Raw genomic sequence first — 20,836 nt, forward strand, 5'->3', positions numbered from 1 at the left:
CATTCTGGCCAACCATGAAACGCTACACCAAACCGATCCACTTGCAGGAGTTGAAGCCGCACCGCAGGGCGGACAGCTCCCTCGCGCTGATCAACGTGGTGTTCCTGCTGCTGCTTTTCCTGTTGGTTTCCGGAACACTTCGGCCACCATTGCCGGAAGGGTTCGACTGGGCTGAAACGCAGCAAGAAAACGGCAGCGGCAAGCTGGAAGGAAGTCTTGTTCTGGACAGGGAAGGGACTGTCTGGCTCGACGGTGACATGCTCTCGGACGACGACCTCGGCCTGTTTCTGGAAGCCCGACAATCCGACAAGAGCCGAATGGTGGTGCAGGTCGACAGGCGTACCCGAATGGAGGCTGTTTCCGCACTTGCCGACCGGTTGAAGGCTGGCGGTGTGAAACGTCTGACACTGATGACCGTTGAGGCAGGTGCACCTTGACGGTGGTTGCGTATAATCAGGACCGGCAATGGGATATTCCGGGCTATGTCTGGCCGGCTGTTCTGGGTGTTTCGGCAGCTCTGCACATTTCGGTGCTGGTTCTCGGTTTGCCGGCCTTGCCCTGGGCTGAGGAAGATCCTTTGCCGCCTGTCGAGACTGAAGTGATCCTGGAAAGCGGCGGTTTGCCGTTTGAAGATCTGGCAAGTGTTGATACGGAAATAACACGGCCGCTTGAGCCGGAAATTCCCCTGGTGGCTCCGACGGAAACCCTGATGGAAGCCGTTCCAGGTTCCAGCAATGTGGCTGTCGTGGAACCGGTGACAGCAAAGCCGATCCTGACGGAAAGTCAGGGGAGCTCACTGGTCGAATTAGCGCCAGTCGACGTTGTGGAACAATCTGTTTCCGTCAATTCACCCATCATTGAAGCTGAGGACGTTGACCCGGTCGAGACGGGATTTCTTCCGGCACCCGCGCCGGAGCAGGTACAAGTCCTGCAGCCATCAAACGTACCGGAAATAAGCTCTACCGTTGTCATGGCCTCGCCTGTTCCGGATGCAGTTGTTGCGGTAACGCCACTTGAGCCGAATGAGATGGTGCAACCGGATCTCCCGGTGACCAGCGTTCAAGTTCCCGCTGCTGTCGAGGTCGTTCCATCAGAGCCCGTTGCAAAGGATATTGGTGAGGTTGTCATCGCAGGTGCGCCGGTGGCAATCACTTCAGTCGAAGAGGAAAGCCCGTTTCTTGCCCCGCTCGCGGTAGATCAGACGCCTGCCCAGGCAGTCGGCGGCGAGGCTGTGCCGGAGGTTTTCGTACCACAATCTCAAGTGCCGGAAGGTGGTCTGATCGATGTTACACCTCAGACCGGCGTTCCCGTGGATCCTGTGGTTACGGCGGAGGAAGAGGCGGTTTTGCCGACCGAACAGCAGATAGTTGCCCTCCAGCCGACTGAAACGGAAACGCCGGAAATCGCACCCAGCGCGCCTGTCTCCTCGACAGTTCCCGCAACACAGCCTCAGGGGGAAGTGACGGAAAACGTGGCTCCAGTCGCTGTAGCTTCGATCGATCCGCTGGCAAAGGTGACGGACTATGTAACCAACTATGCGTTCGGCGACTGTACGCACATGTCCGTTCTGTCGGCTGGGCCAGACAGTGCGGAAGTCACGGCATTTGGTTCAGGCATTGCTCCTTTTGCGATTTTCGATCAACGGTTCAAGGCCGATCAGGGATTTGAGGCAAGGATCGAGGTCAGGCTGGTGACTCGGAAACAATGCGCCTTGCTGAATGCCCTCGGGATTTCTGAAGGGATCGAGGCTGCAGGGCTTGTCGATCTGGACCGGACAGTGGTTCGTAGTGGAACCCAGGTGTCCGGCGTGGTTCGGCGCGATCTGCCGCTGGAACGGATTGCAAGCGCGGAGCAGTCCGGACTGGATTTAAGCGGGAAGGGGCCTCCTGAGCTTTATTTGATCGATAATACCGGGCAGATTCACGATGGCCGGGAGTTTCTGCTTCCGGCATCGAACAGCCAAACGGCGGGCGGTTGGCGTTTCACAGTGCCGGTCACCATGATAGCCAGTGACGAAACTGATGAGACAGCGCTTGTACTGGCCATTTGGAACCGACCGGCTAACCGTCAACCAGCCCGTTTCGGACGGCTTCCGGCAGAACGGGTTGCAGAGATATTGGCGGAGCCGGGCGTCTACTCGCTGACGGCATTCAAGGTGTCACGCTGAAGCTTGCGACGTTGAGGCTCCGGCCGTGAAAACACCGGTCAGGAGAACTTCCAATGCGGCGCGTTCCTTCTCCAGTCTTGTTTCGAACCAGGTGACTGCAATGGACACCGGCATGGCAACAGCCAGACCGCAAGCTGTTGTCAGGAGCGCAACCCATATGCCGCCGGCAAGTGTTGCAGGATTGGCAGAAGCTCCCGATTCCTGAAGGGTCTGAAACGTCTCGATCATCCCGAGGACGGTGCCGAACAAACCGAGCAAGGGCGAGATCTGCGTCACCAGATCAAGCGCTTTAAGCCAACTGGCGAGCCTGAACAGCCGGTCGGCTGCCCGCGCGGAGATTTCCTCGCGCAAGCGTTCTTCCCTGATGTCCCGAACCTGGGATGACAACGGCTGCTGATCCAGCATCTGGATGGCATCCATCGCACTGCGTACCAGAGCTCCCGACAGAGATCTGTCCTTCAAAAGGTTCTGGGAGGCTTTGGTGCGTTCGCCGCTTCGCCATTGGGAAACTGCCTGGCGGACGGGTCCGTGCCGGCCGACGCGGGCGGTTGAAAACTGGACGGCTTTCGCAAGGATGACGGCGACTGCGGCAATGGAAATTGCGAGCAGGATGAGCACGACCGGCCCGCCAAGTTCCAGAAGGGAGGAAGATGTCTCGACCATGCGCAAGACGCTCCATCAGATGTTGAAGGGAAGGGTCAGTCGCCGAACTCGATAGGGGTGCGATTGCTCAGGTCAAGCAGATCCGGGCAATAGACATCGGTGATGCTGGGCGGCACGCAATTCATGACATCGTTTATGTGAAGCCTGGAGAGACTGTCGCAAGCCTTTCCGGCAAGGTCGAACTGGAGGATCTTGGTTTTTCCAGCTGAAATGCGGGAGAACTGCAATCGCAGAAACTGGTCAACGAGCCCTTCCTTGTTGAACGCCACCATTTCCAGGCCGAGCTTGTCCATCGGGCGTTCAAGCCCGTTGGTCGCGATGATCGACAGCCGGCAGCCGCCATCAGCCGTTGGCTGCAACTGATTGAGCTCCAGGCTGATCTTGCCTGTTATTTGCTGTGCCTGTGCCGGTGCGGCAAAGACGCCAACCGCAATCGCCAAAAAAACTCGCTGAACCAATATCCGCATCTTGTTCCCCCGGTTAATGCGTCAATGATTGTTGGAAAGGGCCTGTGGTCGCCGGCTATAGCCGTTCTTAGTCATAGGACAACAGAACCGTCCAATCCTGTTTCCCTTCGGTTTCTACCTGAAAGAAATCTGCCTCGATCAAGCCGCGTTGCCAGCACTGATCACCGTCATAAAGAACGAATTTTTCTTCGCGAATGCAAAGCGTGATATCGCCTCCAAGGCGGCTTTCGCCGAACCCATCGGCGACATGAAGATAATAGCGTGCCTTCTTGAGCGGTTCCTGCAGAACCTGGCTGCAGGCATTGGCAGTTATGGTCCACCAACCTTCTGTGCGCAGGCCTTCATCGGTTTCATAGCCGAGCGCAACATTCACAAGATCGACAGAGCCGTTACATACGCGCAGGCCAGCGTGAGCACTGGAGGCCAATAAAATGCCTGCAAGAGCCGCCGCGCCTATAAACCCAATGCTGCGCGCACGTACCCGGCGTCTTCTCATGGTCTTGCCGCCGTCGCGGTCGGTTTTCATAGTTGTGTTTCCAGTTTGCCAACCTGAAAATACGCTAAGGAATTGTGTGCCCACGGTCAATTTCGGAAAGACGATTGAGCTGACGTAGTTTTTCGGCAAAACTCGATGTGTTGATTGACCAGCAGCTCCGGAAATACGTGATCCATGATTTCCATCGAAACACCGCTCGCGAGACGGAAGCGTATTCCGCTGACCCCTCTGATCGATGTCATTTTCATCCTGATCATGTTCTTCCTGCTGTCGTCCACCTTCGGCGTCTGGCGTCCCTTGGATGTGGCTCTTGGTGGCGGCGCTCCGGCCGGGGGTACAGAAACCCAAAAGCCTGCAAGCGTGGCTGCCGTTCTGATCGTGGTAAAGGCAAGACCAGGTTCCGATGGAACTGCACTCACGGTCAACGGCCGCGATATGGTTCTCGCCGATCTGACGGAGGAATTGAACCGCCTGGCTGAAGCCGGGGCGAGGGATGCCGTTCTCTTGCCTGCCAGGGGAACGGACTTCCAGCTGGTTGTGCGCATACTGGACGAAGCCCGCAATTCAAAACTGACAAGTGTTCGTCTGCATCTTGACTGACAAAGGTTGCTTTCCTGCCAAAGCCGAATAACGCGGAGTGAGCGATACTACGCGCCAGCAAAGAAAACGGTCCGGTTTTTGAGACCGGACCGTTCTGATTTGGCTGGTGGTAATGTGGTCTCGGATCAGCGGCCAATAGCTCCGCCGATGATGCCACCCACAACACCACCAATGAAGGCTGCACCAGCCGGGTTGAAGCTACCACCGTTGTTGTTGTTATTGTTCGCACGGTGAGTGGTGGTGTTGTTGGTGCGGCGGGTGGAGGTTGCACTGCGTGAGGCGCTTGCGGCAGCCTGCTGCTTGCGGTTCACTTCAGCCTGGTAAACCGAATACTGGGTTGCTGTCTGTGCGGTCAGCAAGGCGTATTGGGCGGCGGTGAAGTAACCGGTGGCGACGATGCCGTTAGCAGCCTGCCAGGCACTTACACCAGCGCGGGTTTTCGGGCCGAAGGCACCATCCGGGCGGCCTACATCCTGACCAGCAAGGTTCAGACGGGTCTGAACTTCGCGGCGGGCAGTCCGGTTCCAGCCGAGGGACGCTTCGGTTTCCTCTGTACCGGGAACGGCCTTTTGCGGGTCCGGAAGGGTTGCCACAACGCCTGCGGAGCTCGCGGCAGGAGCTGTTGTCGCACCTGGGACGACGGTCGGATTGACCGAAGCGACCTGACTACCAGCTTCAAGCCGCTTGATGGAGTTGCGCGCGAAATCCGCGAACAGGCCAGACGGGTAGGCGTCCAGGTAAGCCTTGTAGTCTGCAACGGTGTTGCTCGACTTGGCTGTTTCCCAGATCAGCTTTTCGCGTTCCCAGGCAATCGCGGATTGGCTGGGGGAAGTGCTGACGGCGTTGTTGACGGCCGGCTGCTGGGCAGTCGCAGTTGCAGTGTTGCCAAGAGATGCAACGGTCGTCGTCGCAGCAGGCACTTCCTGCTTGTTCAGGAAAACTTCACCGATCAACGAGGCATTCACCCACGGGCGCTGCTTCTTTTCCGTCTCTTCATAGACTTCGCCGGTGACGCGGGTCATGACGGTCTGGATGGAAGCGTTCGGTGTGTCGATGTGCCTGATCAACGCGGAGGTAAAGGGCGAATTCGCACCGTCGCCATCCAGAGCGACATCGCCTGGGCTCGTGGCGAATGCGATCACGGAGCCTTCGCCGCCGGTTTCCTGGATCTTGATTTCGGCAAGGCCCGCACCCACGCTGCCGGAACGGCTCGGCCCCATGCGACGCGCGAGCGTGCGTGCCAGCGGGTTGTCACGGCAGGCGTCCAGAAACACCATCTGCACTTTCACGTCCTTGGACATCTGGCGCATGATGAAGTCGACGGTGATTGTTTCAAAGTCGAGTGAGGTTTCATCCTCAATCGTGGCGTCGATCGGAACCAGATGGTTCTGACCGGCGACCTGCAGGCCGTGACCGGCGTAAAACAGAATGGCGATATCTGCGCCATATGCCTTTTTTGCGAAATCCATGACGGATCTGCGCATTTCACCGTAAGTCTGGTCCTGTCCGGCAACGACTTCGAAGCCGAGGGCCTTAAGTTTTGCGGCCATCTGTTCGGCGTCATTCGCCGGATTTGGAAGTTGTACTGTGTGCTCGTAAGCGCCGTTGCCGAGTACCAGGGCAACGCGCTTAGCCAATGCCGGAGCCGTCCCTGCGAGAATTATTGTCAGCACGGCGATCAATCGTTTGAACATATCCTGTCCTCTCGTAGATCAAGGTTGCCTGTCGGTTGCACCGATCTTTACACGAGGTTTTTTGTCCTCTTGAGAGGAACAGGTACCCCGGCTGGCACTATATTTCTGTAATAAGCGTCACAGGAACGTCAAAATAAGAAAGCTGCCCCTGCAACGATTGAAGCAAGTCCGGAACGAGCCGGTCATGATTTCACTAAAATCGGCTTCGCATTATAGCTGCTCGGTTCTTAAAAAACCACTTTTCAACGACGGATTGTCACCACTTTTGCACTGCAACAAATTGATTGGTGGCGAATAGGCAGAACCGGTCTTTAGGTGCCACGAAACTTGAAAAACAATGTCTGTCGATCATCAAGAACAGGTTTGTGACCTGAATCACCCCGGATGGGTGACGCTCTGGTAATCTGCTTTCGTTGCAAATGTGCGGTTCCGCAAGCTTACGACGCTTGCAGGTGGCGGAGAGAAGACTGATGGCTGGAAGAGCAGATATCCTCAAACACCTGAAAGCCAAACATATCGGTGTATTCCAGTCCGCAGCCCGGCTCTACAACGTTGCAATTCTTGTGCGGCGGACCAACACCGCATCTCTTGAGCATATCGGAGAGCCCTACGCCACTCCCAAGCGCCTGGATTGCAAGGCCAAGACTGCGGACTACGATGTCAAACCGATGGGGAGCAGGTGTCCGGACGCGCAGCGTAAAAGCTTTGCCGGACTGGTCGTTGACCCGAAACTTGCCGGCGAAAAGGCCTTCAAACCGAGCAAATACGCGGATGTCATCGAGGCTTGGAACGACTTCAAAAAACAGTTGCGACCGGAAATGGTAACCTTCGAGCAACAAAAAACAATGACGTATGTTCCCCGGGGCGGACTGTATTTTGTCGAGAGGAACCCGGAAGACCCGTATTTCGCCTGTGTGAAATTCACATCCAGTTCGCTGATCACCGCGGCAAAATGCGTGCACGGTGACTTTGATCTCTACGGTATCGTCGATATGGATGCCCCTCATCAGATCGTCCGCGTGAGGGAAAACCGTTTGGGCGGCAAGCACACACGCTCGCCGAAGTTTTTTGACGTGCAGAATTTTGTCAACAGCCGGCTGGGAGCTGCCATGGTCCTTCATGGATCACAGGAGACCTACGCAACGGAGCATAAGGACGACGATCTGGACATATTCTTCCCGAGCGGACGCGTTGAATACGCTGGTCCGGCAGCGGCAGACATCGAAGCATTCTACAAGAAGGAATTTCCGGGCAGGACGTTGTTCCGCAAGAATGAACCTGCGCTGGATATCGAGGGCAGATACATTTCGCCAGGCGCGATCTGACATTCAGCATCTGCTGATGTCGTATGCCAGCTTCTGAACCGGAAGGGAAGAAGTTGGCACGCCCAACGGGACTCGAACCCGTGTTTCCGCCGTGAAAGGGCGGCGTCCTAGACCGCTAGACGATGGGCGCGCGGTCGACGCGGCTGCGTCGTGGGGAGGCTTATAGGCGGGATTGGATCAGCCCGCAAGAGCCTTTGCGACAATTTTTTGCAAGCCCGGAAACCCGGGCCTGCGCCTGTTGAAAACTGTCCGGTTTTACCATTCGCCGGTATTGGGCATGGAGGCCCAGGGTTCTTTGATTTCAAGCGCTTCACCCTTTTGAAGTAGCTCAAAGGAAATGTTGTCCGGCGAACGGACGAAGGCCATGCAGCCATCGCGCGGGGGGCGGTTGATGGTGACGCCCTGTTTCTGCAGGTTCTCGCAGAAATCGTAGATGTTATCGACCTCATAGGCGAGGTGGCCGAAGTTGCGTCCGCCTGAATAGGTTTCAGGATCCCAGTTATAGGTGAGCTCAAGAAGGGGCGCCGAATTGGCCTTGCCGGCTTCAACGTCGTCGGACCCAGCAAGAAAGATCAAGGTGAACCTTCCTTTTTCGCTTTCGTGGCGGCGGATCTCCGTCATGCCCATCTTGTTGCAATAAAAATCAAGAGAGTCTTCAATGTTGGTCACGCGGACCATCGTGTGCAAATAACGCATGTCCTATCCTTTTCCTCATTCGAGGTGTTTTCCAAACGGGCACCGGACCGGCCGATGAATTGCATTACCACCTTGCCCGAAGCTCAACGCTTTGTGGCACAGTTCAAAGTCGGTTCCTACCGGCAGATCGTTGCCCTGACCGGGGCGGGAATATCGACGGAATCAGGAATTCCGGATTTCCGCTCACCCGGCGGGATATGGTCCAAACGTCAGCCTGTTCAATACCAGGACTTCGTCGACGACGAGGACAGCCGCCTGGAAGACTGGGACAGACGCCTGGAAGACTGGGACAGACGCTCTGAAATGATGGACTATTTTTGCAAGGCCGAACCGAACGCGGCACACTTTGCTCTCACGACTCTGGCTCGGTCCGGAAAGCTCGTCTGCCTCATTACGCAGAATGTTGATGGTCTGCACCAGCGTGCCGGGTTTCCGGATGACTTGCTTGTCGAGATTCACGGCAACTCGACATTCGCCTCCTGTCTGTCCTGCGGCGCTCGGGCCGAGCTGGAAGCACAGAAGCCGGCTGTTGATGCGGGGGAAAGTCCGAGATGTTCTCAATGCGACGGACTGTTGAAGGCCGCGGTCATCAGTTTTGGTCAGCAGATGCCGGAACGCGAGCTTCAGCGGGCTGCTGAAGCGGCGTCAGCTTGCGATCTGTTTCTGGTGCTGGGGTCTTCACTGGTTGTGCACCCGGCCGCGCAATTGCCAGCCGTCGCAGTGCAATCAGGTGCCGAACTGGTGATTCTCAACGGTCAGGAGACGCCGCTCGATTCTTATGCGTCAACAATCGTTCGCACGCCTTTGGCACAAACATTTGCTGGATTTGGCGAATAAAGGCACTGATTTCCGTAAATGGTCTGTGGTTAGTCCGACAATTTTCCTTCTCGCAAGAAAGCGCAATGTTATCCTTTTGTTAGGAATCAGCTGGCTGGTGAGTCGAATTTGCCTTCAGCTTAATGATGCGGACCAGAGACGGGACAAAAGGCTATGGGGGTCAAAACCGCACGGGAACCCCGCGCACTCGAAACATTGACGGACGAAGTTGCTGTCGATGTACTTGAGATCGCCGGAACGATTAAGTGGTTCGACGTCGGAAAAGGATATGGCTTCATCGTGCCGGACAGCGGCGACGGCGATATCCTTTTGCACGTCACCTGCCTCAGACGGGACGGGTACCAGACCGCTTACGAAGGCGCGCGCGTCGTGTGTGAAGTGCTCGACCGGCCACGTGGGCTTCAGGCCTTTCGCATTCTGTCGATGGACGAAAGCACGGCGACGCACCCCTCGCAGCTACCGCCATCGCGTACCCATGTTCAGGTTGTTCCCGAAGGCGGTTTCGAAAAAGCGACCGTGAAATGGTTCAACCGCGTCAAGGGCTTCGGGTTCCTGACCCAGGGCGAGGGGTCGGAAGATATCTTCATCCACATGGAAACGCTGCGCCGTTTCGGTATCACCGAGTTGCGTCCAGGCCAGGATGTTCTGGTGCGTTTCGGGGAAGGCCCTAAGGGTCGTATGGCAGCCGAAATCCGGCCGATGGGCACGGGCACGCACATACCCGCCTCCCACTGATGTCTCGTTTCCGCCATTTTGCGCATCGACTCGGCCGGACATGATCCGGCCCTTTTTTTTGCCGACCTTCAGCCGATCTGTTTCGGCTGGCGGGAAATGGTATTGAGATCTGACCATTGACCGCCAATCTTTCAATGCGGTTCGGCCGTGTCTTTCAGGAAGTTTCCAGAATGCGTGCTCTCTTTCTGTTCCTCTCGATTTTTGCTGCAACGCTTTGGATTTCCTTGTCGGGTTCTGCAGGGCCCGCGATGGCTCAGGAGCCGCAAAGGAACCTGCCGGTAGAAGATCTTGTCATTCAGTCCGGTGACAAGGAGCACAGGTTCGAGGCTGAAGTCGCAGCGACGGACAAACAGCGGTCGATGGGTTTGATGTTCCGAAAAGAAATGCCGGAAAAACGCGGCATGCTGTTTCTGTTCGAAGGAGAGGGTGACCGCTATTTCTGGATGAAAAACACACCGCTGCCGCTCGACATCATTTTCATCGACGCTCGCGGCGGTATCGTCAGCATCGCGGACAACACCACACCGTTTTCCGAAGACGTAATCCCCTCAATCGGCCCGGCGAAATTCGTGTTCGAGATTAATGCCGGTCTGGCGGAAAAACTTGGCATTTCTGCAGGCGACAGGGTCATCAGTCCGTCGATGGGGCTGGAATGAGTCTGCGGGAAATCAGTCCAGAAGATGAGGCCAGCCCGTCCACGCATCATTAGCCTGTCCACAATCATCCGGATAAGCGGTTGCTTCTCCCTTGACGAATGCGGCCCTTGGGGATACACCCCCAAAAATCAATCGGGGTATAGCGCAGCCTGGTAGCGCATCTGGTTTGGGAGTTTTTCCGCCTAAAGCCGCAAATCCCTGACAAAACTCACGAAAATACGCTGAGAGAGACCCGTGTTAGGGGGAGTTCGGGACTATTTCGGGATGTCGGGAGCGCCTCAGTCAGCTTCGAAGTAGCTCACCTGAGAGTGTTCGTCTTTGCCGGCATAAACAGGTTCACCGCGAAGCACACCTCGATTGGTCGTACAGATCTTATAGAGATTGTCACAGTCAAAAATTGCACAGACCGGTTCGTCTCCGGTTCCATAGTGCCCAGGCAAATGACCTCCTACGTAGCATTCCATCTGCATTCCGTTGTGCCTCCATGAAAGTGAAGCTATGCGTCGTTCCTGGTGAGGCGCAGCAACGAACTGTCTTATCTTCTCGTATACCTCCTCCGAATGCTCACGGTCATTTGCAGCTGGGACAAAAAATTTAACCATCGATCAGCTCCAATCCTCAAAACGCGGCAAAAGAGGGCGCTGCCATGGCCCCGGCCTGGCAAAGGGCCGCGATAGCAGCGCATAAAGCCCCGACAGCGCTTCGAAAACTTTGATTGCGCAACTTGTCGCCAAGCTCCTGCGCGGTACCGCCAATGCCTCCATATCCGCTGTTGATTTCTTTTGGAAGCCTCACCACGGCCGACCAAAACCAGAAAAACGCCGCGAGTACAGCGAATTTCACTGAAGACCAATTCAAAATCTCAACCACTGGATAGCCTTTAATGTCCTATTTGTTATTTGAAGCCCTGTCTTTCAGACTCTCGATGACCGGTTGTATCTCCGCTAGTTTTCGGCGCGTTTCGATCAGGTCTTTTTCGGTGGTTTCAACTTGGTTTCCATCTGTGTTTAGAGACCAAAACTTTGCACGCCCTTCTTCGATCTCATTGATGAGGTCGATGCAATTTGCTTCCTCCTTTTCGAGAAAAGCTATGAGAGCTAAGAGGGTAGCCATCTATTCGTTTCCTTTGACAAATGCGTTTTATTTCTGCGGGAAATCGACGGAGCGACATAAGTCAATAAGGTAGACACTTTCCTGGGCCTCTAGGAAGTTCTGATCCTCTTGATTCCGAACGGGAGCGGTTCTGGCACTTTCCACACCAATTCTTGTGATGAGGCCAAAAAAAGCTCTTGTTGTGTTTTCAGCGATGGGTTGCAGCATTACAATTTCAGAAATGTAATTTGAGTTCAACCGCTCGAAAATACTGACCGGAACGGCGTCGGCGCCGAAGAACTGCTATTAAGGAAGTGAATATTCGCAGCCAATGACGGTCAGTGCTTCAACCCAGATCCCTAAGACATCGGATCCTGCTGTTTTTCAAAGGCAGTGCAAGGTGCTTTTTGAGTGCGTGCTGGGCGATCCAAGCGTGCAGGAGTTTGGGTCGTCGGGGCATCCGCAGGACGGTATCGATCTTCTCGGTCGACGCAAATCGGTCTCACTCGATCACTGGGTCGGAATTCAATGCAAATTGAAGATCAAGGCTGAAAAGCTTCCCAAGAAGACCGTACGCGACGAAGCGAAAAAAGCACTCAAATTCGTGCCAGCGCTGAAAGAACTGATCATAGTTACAACGGCGCCTGATCACCCGGTACTTCATCGGGAAGCTGCCGCTTTCACCGATGAACAGGCTAAAGCTGGCAGGGACTTTCAGGTCCAAGTCTGGGGCTGGGGTACCTTAGAAACTTACATCTTACAGCATGAGGCGGTTATCAACGCATTCTCTCCCGATGCTTTTCCGCATCTGCAACGTTTTATCCATGGTCAGGAGGCATTAACAGAACAGGTCTCAAGAGATCACGCCACGCTCGAAGATAAATTTAGTCGGATTGAGCAGAAATTGGATCTTGCGCTTGCCATTCCACCATCTACAGAAGTGGATGGCTCAAGCCATGACACGTGGCTTGATAAGCAGATTGACCAACATCGCGATCTGATCGAGGAAGGCAATTCCGCTGTTGCGCTGAGATTGCTGCAAACTATGTGGGACGAGCTATCCGCTGATGCGTCAGATCGAATTCGTTTCAGGATCAAGGCAAACATTGCTGCATGCCGATTGCGATTTGGCGAGCAGGAAGAAGCGGGTCATCTGTACTTGGAGGCGTATAATTGGGCTCCCGATGAACCGAAGGCAGCAGCTTTCAAGGTGCTAGGTCTGACTTTACTTGGGCGTCCTCAAGAGGCCTACGATTTCGGCCTGTCGAAGTTCGATTCTGTAGACGACAAAGCGCCCCTTGTAGGCCATACGCTCATGGCGGCAAGGCTACTGCCCGATTTACAGGACGTTTTAACTGTTGTTCCGGACGAAGTGCAGGATGAAGCTTTCGTCTCCATTGCAAAAATCGACTATCTGCGCACGTGTGGCACACCCGAGAAATGGCATGAACTCGCAAAACTTGCACATTCCAAGCATCCCGATGACAAGACCCTCGCGCGTTTTCATGCGGAAGCTTCGATTGACCGAGTTTGCCGGTGGTCAGACGAACACAGACGCGCTCTGCTAACTGCTGAGCTGGAAACCGATGTTCTCATTGCGATCGAAACTCTTTCCGCGCAATTCGATGAGACTCTGGCAAAGTTGGATGCCCCTAGGTCATTCGATGTGGCTCTTTGCTCGAACCTTGCAACTGCGCACCGCCTCCTAAGAGACTTTGATAAGGCAAGAGAAACGATTGGTAAGGGATTGGCAATTGTTCCCGACGATGAGGGGCTCCTTCAATACCTAGCATTGATCGCTCTTGAGGAGGGCACTCCAGAGGAAGCCGCCAAACTGCTCGATCGAGTGCCGGAATCTCGCGACAAGGTATTTGGTCAGTTGCAGATATTCGCAACTAGCGGAAAATGGTGTGAAGTCCTCGCGTTGTCGGACAAAACAGAGATTTCCCAGTATTCAGAGGACGATCAAGCGTTCTTCGAGTCGATAGTTCTTCTAGCACGGTGCCGCCTTGACGAGATTAGGGATGTGCGAGCTGACGTTGACGCACTGTTGGCAAAGTTTGACACCGAGCCCATTGTCCCAATCCTCCTGTATGAAATCGCCACATCGCGTCAGGATTATGATTGGTCTGCTGCTCTCTACCAAGCTGCAAGAGATAGACAAGACAATTTGAGCTTTGCTGCGCGTATAATGCTTGCTCGCGTCGCGGAGAATGAGAACGATCCTGATACTGTGATTGATCTCCTCTACGGTCAAATCCCGATGAGGCATGATAGTGAAGAACTTCAGTGTTTGGCGCGGGCTTTTGTTAACGCCCCACCTCGCCAAGATGCCCTTGCATTTGTGGGGCAACTATCAGAGCAACTGAAGCAGAAAGCCTTCTATGCGCGGGCGATAGGCAGCATAGATTTTAATCGCGGCGATTTACCGAGTGCACAGGCGGCTTTTAAGCAGGCAATTGAGGCCAATCAGACCGACCTGGTTTCTCACCTCGGATTGATCAACACCTTGCTGCGGATGGATAGAAGGAGTGAAGTCGAGGAATATTTGCACTCTTTAGATTTCTCTGTGCTTCAGGGGCTCGCATCGCAGAAAATGCAGCTTTCTCAGTTGCTTGTTCACTTCGGACGAGCTGAGGATGGCCTTGGCTACGGCTATGAAGTGGCGCAGCAGAATCGAAATGATGGTCGCGTCTGCTTGCTTTATGTAGGGCTAATTCTTCCAGATCCTGCAAATCTACGTATGCCCGACATTGGCGAAACGATCTCCGTGGATTGCACCGTAGAGATCGAGCGAAGCGACAAAATCAGGCGAAAAGTCACCATCGAAGCTGGTCCTAATAGGCCGGGAACTGAACGCTTTAATCCAGCACATCCATTTGCCAAGAGTCTAATTGGTGCAAAGGACGGCGACATTGTTGTCTATGAGGGAGGGGGGGGAACACCACAAAGCTGGAAGGTTATTGGCTTCAAGCATAAATATATCGGTCTTCTCCATGACATCATGGAAACGTTTCCTACGCATTTTCCAGATGTTGGTGGATTCCATGTTATTGAGTTGCCGAATGGCGACGTCAAACCGATTTTAGAACAAGTTAAGGCCCAGACTGAAACTGATGACAAGATTTTCAAACTGCACATAGAGGACGGCTTCCCTATTTGCGTCATCGCGGCACTAATGGGTCGATCTACGATTGCGATTGCAGGCCAGTTTGCGTTTCGCAACGCTGTAGTCAAAACATGCGTCGGGGCTCACAGCGAGCGTGAGGCGGCGGTCGCTCAGATCTCTGACGGACAACAAAATGGCGTTGTCCTCGATACTTACACAGCCTGGTGTGTTTACTCGGCCAACCTAATCGATATGCTGAAATCGATTTTCTCGCGTGTGGTGTTGCCACGGTCAGTTCTCGATCAGCTTCGTATCTGGCGATCGGAATATGAAATTTCTGGCGACCGGCCGTTGATGACGATTGGGTACCACGATGGCGAATTTTTTCGCGAACACGTGTCACCTGAAGAACTGCGAAAGTCGGCAGCGGCAATTGATGAAGCGATCGAGACGCTTGACCGAGAGTGTGAGGTTCTTCCTTGTTCGGCCCCGGCATCGCCATCCCAACTGGAGCGTGGAATTGTCGATATAGCGGGCTCGGAAAGCCTGGACCCAATATACCTGGCTGCGTCGGAAGATCTATTGTTACTCTCAGAGGACCTTCATTACCGCAACGTCGCAAGACAGCTTTATCAGCGAGATGGGGTATGGCTTCAAGCTGTGCTGTTGGCTGCGTTTTCAAAAGGAGTGATTGACGGAACCGTTTACGCCCGATCCGTAGTCGATCTTGCTGCGCGGAAGCATCATTATGTAACGGTTGAGAGCACTGTGCTCTTGACGATTGTCGAGCAGGATGAAGACGAGAAGTTACCCATGCTTTCAGCTACGCTTGCCTTCATTGGCAATGTTACAGCAGAAGTCCCATCGCATACCAAAGTAGGATTAGAATTTCTCTTGCGAATTTGGCGAGCAGAACGGGGCCTAACTTCCCGAAAAGAGCGGGCTTCCGGCATGATGCTCGATCGGCTTACGTCAATGTGGGCAAGGCACGGCGATGTAACGGTCTTCTTGAGGAAATTAATAGACCAAACAAGGCATCGGCCCCATTTGCAGGACTACATCCGCAAATGGGCCCGCGGTCATTTTATCGTTTTGGAAAAGCCCGTCGCTGTTAGCCAGCCACCCAGAAAGGGGAACAAGAAGAACAGGCGGCTAAAACGTTCAACATCGAAACAATGACAGAAGGTGTCCACGGTAAAAAACACTGCCGAGTATTAAAGTGCAGTTTACGCAAGGCTTAGCTAACCACCAAAGATGAACAAGTGAAAGCGACGTTGAAGCGCTAGCTCTACACAGAGCGTCTGATCGGACCCCTCGCCGACTATTTGCCCTGTTTTTTTGCTTTATCTAACGATGTGCACACGAGTAGGTGGCTGGCATTGTCCAGTGCCTCCAGTCCCTCTCGCACATCCTCATCGAGCACATGTGCATACCGGATCGTCGAGGAGATATCCGCGTGTTTCAGCGCGTTTTTGACGAGGGCCAAGTCCCGTGTGGCGCGGAGAAGTTTAGATGCAAAGTCGTGGCGGAGGTCGTGGATGCGGAAGTCGGTGATGCCGGCGGCTTTCAGGGCTGTTGCCATGGTCCGGCGAAAGCCGGTGTAAGTGATCTCCTGGCGTTTGCCGCGGTTCGGGTGTCGCTGCATTTCGTAACTCCAGACGGCTTTGCCTGGGGCCTTCTTTGCTTCCTGGACGATGACGGTCATCTGTTCCTTGGTGACCGGAACCCACACCCAGCCTTCGCCCTTGATCCAGATCTGGATCCGGCAACGAGGTTCGTCCAGGCGATCTTTTGACATGCCGGCGGCGGCATTGACCCGCAAGCCGCGGGAAAGAAGAAACCAGACGAACGGGCCATAATCCTCGCGCATGGCATCCCAGAACCGGTCGGCCTCGTCGCCGACGAATTCCCGCACGCGTTCTTTGGGTTCCTTGAGCCGCATGCTGGACCAATCGAAGGCGTCGAGATCGATCCGCACGTGCCAGACGCGTTTTGCACGCTTCAGCACCTTGCGCATGATCTCGATGATCTGGCGGTTGACGGTTGCCGGCGCGACAAGCGTCTTGTTCTTCTTGCCCTTGGTTTCGCCGGCGCGTTTGCGGACGGCGATTGCGATGTCGTCGGTTGTGAGGGAGGTCAGGCGCCGATCGCTGCCAATAAGGCGGCAGCAATGTTTGATGGCGATCAGCTCGTCGACCTCGGAAGACTTACCCTTGATGACTTCCTCATGATAGCGCAGGCACGCCTGGCCGAGGGTCATGTGGTCGTTCGGGCCTTGGTCCCTTACGCGCCGCTTTTCCCGTTCTTCGAATTTTTGCGCGCGGCTTTTTGTAGTTTCGCCAGTTGAGCCATGAAATCGACGACGTGTCCCGTCGATCGTGAGGACGAAGTCGAAGTGGTAATACGGGGACGTGTAGACCCATTCCCCTGTTTCACGGTCACGCTTGCGCGCCCTGAAGACTGACATGTCGCACTTCCTGTCATATGCGCGGCAATGTCTTCTTTTGCATAGGCGCGCCGCGATCCGCGAAGTCTGTAGAAAATCTGGCCATCATCACCCCAGCGTGTCAACGTCTTCGAATGCACCCCGAGAAACCGGGCGGCTGCTGCGTGACCGACTAACGGTCCACCGGCTTCGGTAAAGAGGTCATCCAAAGACTGTTGAACGCTGGCGGGGAGGGGCTGCATCGGATTGCCGCTTAGCCTCGCGTCCGGATGCCGATGAAGGCGAGACGCAGTTCCAGCTGCGAACGCGCTTCGTCCAATCCCCAGGGCTTGATGACTTCCTTGAAGGGGGCCGGCAAATGCCATGTTTCCATGACGGCGCTTGCCTTCAGGAGATCGCGCACCTCGGTTGCCGTCACGGACTTGTCGAGGATCTGAAGGTACTTGATCCGGGCCATGGCGACTTCGTCGTCTTCATCTACCGGAAGTCCCGCGGCTGCAAAGATGGCGTCTGTCAACTCGCCCTTCGCCTCGCGGATCGCGTCCATGAAGGCGTCGGTGAAGTCGGTCTTTGCTGCGGCGAAGTCCAGAAAGGGCCAGGGCGGTTCGCAGGAAAACGCGACATGGAAATCAGACAGGAGGGCGTGTGCCTTGTGCGCGTCGAGCGCACGGTCATACATCAGGCAGCAATGCTGCGCGGCGCTGTAGTGAACATGAGGCGTTGCGCCATTGAAGCGGGGTATCTTCACGAGCGCCTCGACCAGGTCAGGCCAGAAGATATCGGCGGGCGCAAGGTTAGCGAGATCGACTGCGCGGCCGGACGCCATCAGCATCGGGTTTGCCATGCAGCGGGCGGAAACGGGGGAGGCATGCTGGGTCATCTTCCATCCTTGATGTTCTGACAGGCCTGCACAGCCTGGCCGTGCAGCGTCATGGCGCGTTTTTTGATGGTTTCGGTCAGGCGAAGAATTTCCGCCTTATCGTGCGGGCAGATCTCAAGGCAGGCCTTCAGATCCTTTTCACAGTCGACGATCTCGGCAATCAGGTCGCCGGCATCAGTCAGGAACCGTTCCGCCCTGTGAGCGGCCGGTGGCAGCAAACGTTTTGCATCGGCAACTTGCAGGGCGGATACTTGAGGCATCAGGAAATGGCCTCCGCTTCCGGTTGCATCAGCCGTGTGCTACAGCGGTCACTCCAATCTACATAGGCCCGGTACAGTGAAGCCGTCTCCGGGGCGATTTGAGGGGGTGTGCTGTGACCAACATCAACGAAATGCTGAACGATCTCATCGTGCGGCTTGCCGTGACTGAGCGTCTTTTGTTTGACGTGACGGGAAGCCTTATCGCGGAGTCGCCCGAGCCGGAAGTCACGTTCACCAACGTGCTCGCTCAGCTCCGGTCGCATTTCGATCCGTCCGGGGCAGACAGCCCAAGCGCTCTTGAATTTCACAAGCGCGCGACTGAGCAGGTTGCCCGCGTAGAAAGGCAGTTGCAGGCTGCTGCGTTTCCGGTCTCGGAACATTAGTCAGCTCCACCCGCCATGCCGAGGGCGTGCAGGTAGAGATCAAGAACGGCCTCTTCCTCTTCGCGCTCGTGCGGCTGTTTTTTGCGCAGGGTTACGACCTTGCGGAGGATGGCAACGTCAAACCCGTTGCCCTTGGCCTCGGCGTAGACATCCTTGATGTCATCCGAGATGACCTTTTTCTCTTCTTCGAGCCGCTCGATGCGCTCGACAAAAGCGCGTAGCTGGTCGCCGGCAACGCCGCCTGGATCACTCATTTCGATCTCCTTGGTTTGGGAAAGTCCTGCGAAACAGATTGAGGGGTTCAAAATCTGCTTGGCAGGACGGCGCGTCGTTAGGTGATTTGTACGTAGTCAGGTCCGGGCGCCGTCCCTTGTGTCTGCCATTTCATTCGGCTGTCCTTTCCGCTGTCCTTTCCGCTTGAGGGCATGAAGCTTCGGCTCGCCGATGGGGCGACGCAGACCGGGTCTGTGTCCGGTTGATAAGGGGAAAGGGGCCGGCCGGAGCGGGGCTGCCAACACTCCGGCCGAACCTGCCCGAGTGCAGCGACGGGGAGGTGGCGTCGGCATTGCTGTCTACGGGGCAGGAAAGGTTTGGCCACTGGCCGAAAATCAGGGAATTGGAAGATCGCGAGCGGGGCTTGTTTGCACCCTGGCGGTGCTGCATCCAGAAAACGGCGGCGATGCAAAGGCCGGAAAGCCCTGTCGCCGCGTAGGGGGTGCCGTGGGCAATAAAATCAAGAACTTCGATGCTCATTCGTATCTCCATTTCCCGGCGGATCGCAAGCGTCTGCCAGTTGCTGAGCAAGTTCACGGATGGGCGCGGGGCCGTACACCGACTGACCATTGGCGGCCAATGCATCGGCAATTGCTTTCAAAGCAGCGGGTTTGCCGTAGACAACGGCGTCCTCGGCCGAGCCGGGCAGGCGCAGGCACAAGGTTTCCACCTGCGCCCCATGCACGTACCGCTGGGAGCCGTCCGGCTCTGTGATGGCAAGTGCGCGCGTCGGGCTCTTTGCCGAGTGATAGAACCGGATTTCTGCTTCCAGCCGTGAAATGCACTTCTGCAGGCTGTCGACCAGCGTGCCGACCATCCACACCCGGTATTCCGGCTCTTCGTGTGTCGCCGTGTGAAACCATTCTAGTCCATTTTTCAGGATCTTCAGGCTGGACCAGGTGTTCTGAACGAAACTCATTTGTGCGTCTCCTGATTGAAATTTTTACGGAAACGCTACCGTGCTGCATGGCCCTTTGGCAGCACGGAAAAGTCGCATTGGTCGACCGTTTGAATTTTCCGGTTGTTAATTGCATTTTGAGGCGCTTTTAAAAGAGTTCGCTCAACTCGTGACCGAGCAAATTACGCTCTCATAATGCACGCAAATGCGTGCAAGTAAATATATTGAACCTAAAAAAGTTGATTTTGGCGCGCCCTCATCCGTAAAATTGCCGCGCAATTCGGGATAAAATCGCTAGATTGGGTGGGAAAAATGTTTGGTGAGGGTGTGATTTTGGCCGGGATTCGGTTTTCAGTTGTTGATTTGATGAAGGCGGGAGCGGCCTTAGAGGCAAAGATCAAATCGCTCGGGGTCAGCCAGATAGAACTGCATGACGAGGTATCCACCTACGAGCAAAGCGTTTCACATTCTGACAAAGGCTATATCGGAGAATACTTTCATCGAACGCTTAACACGCTGCCGCCTTCGATGTTTCAGGGAATCACTTGCAGATCCACAGATGGGAAAGTTGTGGCTACGAGCGCGGTGCGTTGCGATGATATTTCGGGATGGGATCTGGACAGGTACATCCGTGAATTTTGGATGCGTGCATACAGAACGGATGACGGTGAGCCTGTTCTGCTATCAGACGCTGCAGTTCCTTTCGCCAAGGACGTCACAGGTTCAATCGCTTACATCGGGGATACGTTTGTTTCATCAGAATTTCGTGCGAATAATTTGGCGGCCTATATCGTCAGGCTATGCCTGATCATCGCAAATACCAAGTGGCGACCAGTGTACACATACGGCTGGATGGCTCGGCATCATGCATTTGAGAAAGCGCTCTTTCTGCGGTGGGGGTACACAACCTGTTATGCTGGAGGGCTCACTTGGGAGCGCCCACCGGCGAATAAGGCATATGAAGACTTGTGCTTCCTGGGATGCACGCCTGCCGGAATTGCTCAGCTTTTGAAGAGGCCTTTGGATATCGGCCTGGACGAGGCTTAAACGAGTAAACGCCAATGAACCACGCACCTTGTCCGTTGGTAATTGGGATAAGGGCACGAACGTAAGAAATGGGTAGTCTGCCAACTAAGACGGCGTCGTCACATTCGATATG

General features: G+C 55.1%; 22 protein-coding genes and 1 tRNA gene. 10 read left to right on the forward strand and 13 right to left on the reverse strand.

The genetic code is table 11. The features are described from left to right. Nucleotides 1–14 precede the first annotated feature (14 nt). Together SIAM614_RS06380 and SIAM614_RS06385 are read left to right on the forward strand one after the other, a co-directional pair. Nucleotides 15–437, forward strand: a complete 423-nt coding sequence (locus tag SIAM614_RS06380; RefSeq protein WP_006932995.1) for an ExbD/TolR family protein — start codon at nucleotides 15–17, stop codon at nucleotides 435–437. Next, the gene (locus SIAM614_RS06385) at nucleotides 434–2,167 is read left to right on the forward strand and encodes a hypothetical protein (protein ID WP_006932996.1); all 1,734 of its coding nucleotides are present in this window, start codon (nucleotides 434–436) and stop codon (nucleotides 2,165–2,167) included. The genes SIAM614_RS06380 and SIAM614_RS06385 overlap by 4 nt, the downstream gene beginning before the upstream one ends. Here the strand turns inward: SIAM614_RS06385 and SIAM614_RS06390 are convergent. From SIAM614_RS06390 to SIAM614_RS06400, 3 genes are all read right to left on the reverse strand, one after another. After that, a complete protein-coding gene (locus SIAM614_RS06390) occupies nucleotides 2,159–2,830 on the reverse strand; it encodes a MotA/TolQ/ExbB proton channel family protein (RefSeq protein WP_006932997.1) in 672 nt (223 codons plus the stop codon). The genes SIAM614_RS06385 and SIAM614_RS06390 overlap by 9 nt on opposite strands. 35 nt (nucleotides 2,831–2,865) lie before the next feature. After that, a complete protein-coding gene (locus SIAM614_RS06395) occupies nucleotides 2,866–3,297 on the reverse strand; it encodes a hypothetical protein (protein WP_006932998.1) in 432 nt (143 codons plus the stop codon). A 67-nt stretch (nucleotides 3,298–3,364) separates the two neighbouring features. Next, nucleotides 3,365–3,877: a DUF1036 domain-containing protein gene (locus SIAM614_RS06400; protein ID WP_157139713.1), complete on the reverse strand. Its 513-nt coding sequence runs from the start codon at nucleotides 3,875–3,877 to the stop codon at nucleotides 3,365–3,367. Nucleotides 3,878–3,967: 90 nt separating this feature from the next. Here SIAM614_RS06400 and SIAM614_RS06405 point away from each other — a divergent pair, with 90 nt between their 5' ends. Then, nucleotides 3,968–4,393 carry an ExbD/TolR family protein gene (locus tag SIAM614_RS06405; RefSeq protein WP_006933000.1) on the forward strand — a complete coding sequence of 142 codons (426 nt, stop codon included), beginning with the start codon at nucleotides 3,968–3,970 and terminating at the stop codon, nucleotides 4,391–4,393. Between the two features lie 125 nt (nucleotides 4,394–4,518). Here the strand turns inward: SIAM614_RS06405 and SIAM614_RS06410 are convergent, their stop codons facing one another. Continuing rightward, a complete protein-coding gene (locus tag SIAM614_RS06410) occupies nucleotides 4,519–6,087 on the reverse strand; it encodes a caspase family protein (RefSeq protein WP_006933001.1) in 1,569 nt (522 codons plus the stop codon). Nucleotides 6,088–6,557: 470 nt separating this feature from the next. Here SIAM614_RS06410 and SIAM614_RS06415 point away from each other — a divergent pair, with 470 nt between their 5' ends. Beyond that, nucleotides 6,558–7,412, forward strand: coding sequence for a hypothetical protein (locus SIAM614_RS06415; RefSeq protein WP_006933003.1), 855 nt, complete (start codon nucleotides 6,558–6,560; stop codon nucleotides 7,410–7,412). Nucleotides 7,413–7,466: 54 nt separating this feature from the next. Here the strand turns inward: SIAM614_RS06415 and SIAM614_RS06420 are convergent. After that, nucleotides 7,467–7,542, reverse strand: a tRNA-Glu gene (locus SIAM614_RS06420). Nucleotides 7,543–7,667: 125 nt separating this feature from the next. Further along, nucleotides 7,668–8,108, reverse strand: coding sequence for a VOC family protein (locus tag SIAM614_RS06425; RefSeq protein ID WP_006933005.1), 441 nt, complete (start codon nucleotides 8,106–8,108; stop codon nucleotides 7,668–7,670). On the opposite strand from SIAM614_RS06425, the gene SIAM614_RS06430 reads away from it, so the two are divergent. The 3 genes from SIAM614_RS06430 to SIAM614_RS06440 all read left to right on the forward strand — a co-directional run bounded on the left by SIAM614_RS06430 (nucleotide 8,013) and on the right by SIAM614_RS06440 (nucleotide 10,336). Further along, nucleotides 8,013–8,945, forward strand: coding sequence for an SIR2 family NAD-dependent protein deacylase (locus SIAM614_RS06430; protein ID WP_229597947.1), 933 nt, complete (start codon nucleotides 8,013–8,015; stop codon nucleotides 8,943–8,945). The genes SIAM614_RS06425 and SIAM614_RS06430 overlap by 96 nt on opposite strands. A gap of 153 nt (nucleotides 8,946–9,098) precedes the next feature. Then, nucleotides 9,099–9,680 carry a cold-shock protein gene (locus SIAM614_RS06435; protein ID WP_006933008.1) on the forward strand — a complete coding sequence of 194 codons (582 nt, stop codon included), beginning with the start codon at nucleotides 9,099–9,101 and terminating at the stop codon, nucleotides 9,678–9,680. 170 nt (nucleotides 9,681–9,850) lie between these two features. Beyond that, nucleotides 9,851–10,336 (forward strand): DUF192 domain-containing protein, encoded by a 486-nt coding sequence (locus SIAM614_RS06440; RefSeq protein WP_040439558.1) that lies wholly within the window; start codon nucleotides 9,851–9,853, stop codon nucleotides 10,334–10,336. Between the two features lie 618 nt (nucleotides 10,337–10,954). Here the strand turns inward: SIAM614_RS06440 and SIAM614_RS06450 are convergent. Continuing rightward, complete coding sequence (locus SIAM614_RS06450) at nucleotides 10,955–11,206, reverse strand: hypothetical protein (RefSeq protein WP_157139714.1); 252 nt, start codon at nucleotides 11,204–11,206, stop codon at nucleotides 10,955–10,957. An 18-nt stretch (nucleotides 11,207–11,224) separates the two neighbouring features. Next, nucleotides 11,225–11,449 (reverse strand): hypothetical protein, encoded by a 225-nt coding sequence (locus tag SIAM614_RS06455; protein ID WP_006933012.1) that lies wholly within the window; start codon nucleotides 11,447–11,449, stop codon nucleotides 11,225–11,227. A 310-nt stretch (nucleotides 11,450–11,759) separates the two neighbouring features. Here SIAM614_RS06455 and SIAM614_RS06465 point away from each other — a divergent pair, with 310 nt between their 5' ends. After that, nucleotides 11,760–15,716, forward strand: a complete 3,957-nt coding sequence (locus SIAM614_RS06465; RefSeq protein ID WP_040439475.1) for a PIN domain-containing protein — start codon at nucleotides 11,760–11,762, stop codon at nucleotides 15,714–15,716. A gap of 142 nt (nucleotides 15,717–15,858) precedes the next feature. Here the strand turns inward: SIAM614_RS06465 and SIAM614_RS06470 are convergent, their stop codons facing one another. The 3 genes from SIAM614_RS06470 to SIAM614_RS06480 form a co-directional block, all read right to left on the reverse strand. Further along, entirely contained in the window at nucleotides 15,859–17,004 is a 1,146-nt protein-coding gene (locus SIAM614_RS06470; RefSeq protein WP_006933015.1) for a tyrosine-type recombinase/integrase, read from the reverse strand. Between the two features lie 232 nt (nucleotides 17,005–17,236). After that, nucleotides 17,237–17,863: a hypothetical protein gene (locus SIAM614_RS06475; RefSeq protein WP_006933016.1), complete on the reverse strand. Its 627-nt coding sequence runs from the start codon at nucleotides 17,861–17,863 to the stop codon at nucleotides 17,237–17,239. Next, entirely contained in the window at nucleotides 17,860–18,123 is a 264-nt protein-coding gene (locus SIAM614_RS06480; protein ID WP_006933017.1) for a hypothetical protein, read from the reverse strand. The genes SIAM614_RS06475 and SIAM614_RS06480 overlap by 4 nt, the downstream gene beginning before the upstream one ends. Nucleotides 18,124–18,236: 113 nt before the next feature. Here SIAM614_RS06480 and SIAM614_RS06485 point away from each other — a divergent pair, with 113 nt between their 5' ends. Continuing rightward, nucleotides 18,237–18,506, forward strand: coding sequence for a hypothetical protein (locus tag SIAM614_RS06485; protein WP_006933018.1), 270 nt, complete (start codon nucleotides 18,237–18,239; stop codon nucleotides 18,504–18,506). Here SIAM614_RS06485 and SIAM614_RS06490 read toward each other — a convergent pair. Beyond that, nucleotides 18,503–18,760, reverse strand: a complete 258-nt coding sequence (locus SIAM614_RS06490) for a DUF2312 domain-containing protein (RefSeq protein ID WP_006933019.1) — start codon at nucleotides 18,758–18,760, stop codon at nucleotides 18,503–18,505. The genes SIAM614_RS06485 and SIAM614_RS06490 overlap by 4 nt on opposite strands. A 479-nt stretch (nucleotides 18,761–19,239) precedes the next feature. After that, the gene (locus SIAM614_RS06500) at nucleotides 19,240–19,698 is read right to left on the reverse strand and encodes a hypothetical protein (protein WP_006933020.1); all 459 of its coding nucleotides are present in this window, start codon (nucleotides 19,696–19,698) and stop codon (nucleotides 19,240–19,242) included. A gap of 291 nt (nucleotides 19,699–19,989) precedes the next feature. On the opposite strand from SIAM614_RS06500, the gene SIAM614_RS06505 reads away from it, so the two are divergent. Further along, complete coding sequence (locus SIAM614_RS06505) at nucleotides 19,990–20,724, forward strand: hypothetical protein (protein ID WP_006933021.1); 735 nt, start codon at nucleotides 19,990–19,992, stop codon at nucleotides 20,722–20,724. Nucleotides 20,725–20,836: the final 112 nt, after the last annotated feature.

The sequence above is a fragment of the Roseibium aggregatum IAM 12614 genome, from assembly GCF_000168975.1.
Lineage (GTDB): Bacteria > Pseudomonadota > Alphaproteobacteria > Rhizobiales > Stappiaceae > Roseibium > Roseibium aggregatum.

Bases quoted from the DNA above. Each gene is read 5' to 3' on its own strand.
- SIAM614_RS06380 (WP_006932995.1), top strand. From the start codon at position 15: ATGAAACGCTACACCAAACCGATCCACTTGCAGGAGTTGAAGCCGCAC.
- SIAM614_RS06390 (WP_006932997.1), bottom strand. From the start codon at position 2,830: ATGGTCGAGACATCTTCCTCCCTTCTGGAACTTGGCGGGCCGGTCGTG.
- SIAM614_RS06395 (WP_006932998.1), bottom strand. From the start codon at position 3,297: ATGCGGATATTGGTTCAGCGAGTTTTTTTGGCGATTGCGGTTGGCGTC.
- SIAM614_RS06405 (WP_006933000.1), top strand. From the start codon at position 3,968: ATGATTTCCATCGAAACACCGCTCGCGAGACGGAAGCGTATTCCGCTG.
- SIAM614_RS06410 (WP_006933001.1), bottom strand. From the start codon at position 6,087: ATGTTCAAACGATTGATCGCCGTGCTGACAATAATTCTCGCAGGGACG.
- SIAM614_RS06415 (WP_006933003.1), top strand. From the start codon at position 6,558: ATGGCTGGAAGAGCAGATATCCTCAAACACCTGAAAGCCAAACATATC.
- SIAM614_RS06425 (WP_006933005.1), bottom strand. From the start codon at position 8,108: ATGCGTTATTTGCACACGATGGTCCGCGTGACCAACATTGAAGACTCT.
- SIAM614_RS06435 (WP_006933008.1), top strand. From the start codon at position 9,099: ATGGGGGTCAAAACCGCACGGGAACCCCGCGCACTCGAAACATTGACG.
- SIAM614_RS06440 (WP_040439558.1), top strand. From the start codon at position 9,851: ATGCGTGCTCTCTTTCTGTTCCTCTCGATTTTTGCTGCAACGCTTTGG.
- SIAM614_RS06455 (WP_006933012.1), bottom strand. From the start codon at position 11,449: ATGGCTACCCTCTTAGCTCTCATAGCTTTTCTCGAAAAGGAGGAAGCA.
- SIAM614_RS06465 (WP_040439475.1), top strand. From the start codon at position 11,760: ATGACGGTCAGTGCTTCAACCCAGATCCCTAAGACATCGGATCCTGCT.
- SIAM614_RS06470 (WP_006933015.1), bottom strand. From the start codon at position 17,004: ATGTCAGTCTTCAGGGCGCGCAAGCGTGACCGTGAAACAGGGGAATGG.
- SIAM614_RS06475 (WP_006933016.1), bottom strand. From the start codon at position 17,863: ATGACCCAGCATGCCTCCCCCGTTTCCGCCCGCTGCATGGCAAACCCG.
- SIAM614_RS06480 (WP_006933017.1), bottom strand. From the start codon at position 18,123: ATGCCTCAAGTATCCGCCCTGCAAGTTGCCGATGCAAAACGTTTGCTG.
- SIAM614_RS06490 (WP_006933019.1), bottom strand. From the start codon at position 18,760: ATGAGTGATCCAGGCGGCGTTGCCGGCGACCAGCTACGCGCTTTTGTC.
- SIAM614_RS06500 (WP_006933020.1), bottom strand. From the start codon at position 19,698: ATGAGTTTCGTTCAGAACACCTGGTCCAGCCTGAAGATCCTGAAAAAT.
- SIAM614_RS06505 (WP_006933021.1), top strand. From the start codon at position 19,990: ATGTTTGGTGAGGGTGTGATTTTGGCCGGGATTCGGTTTTCAGTTGTT.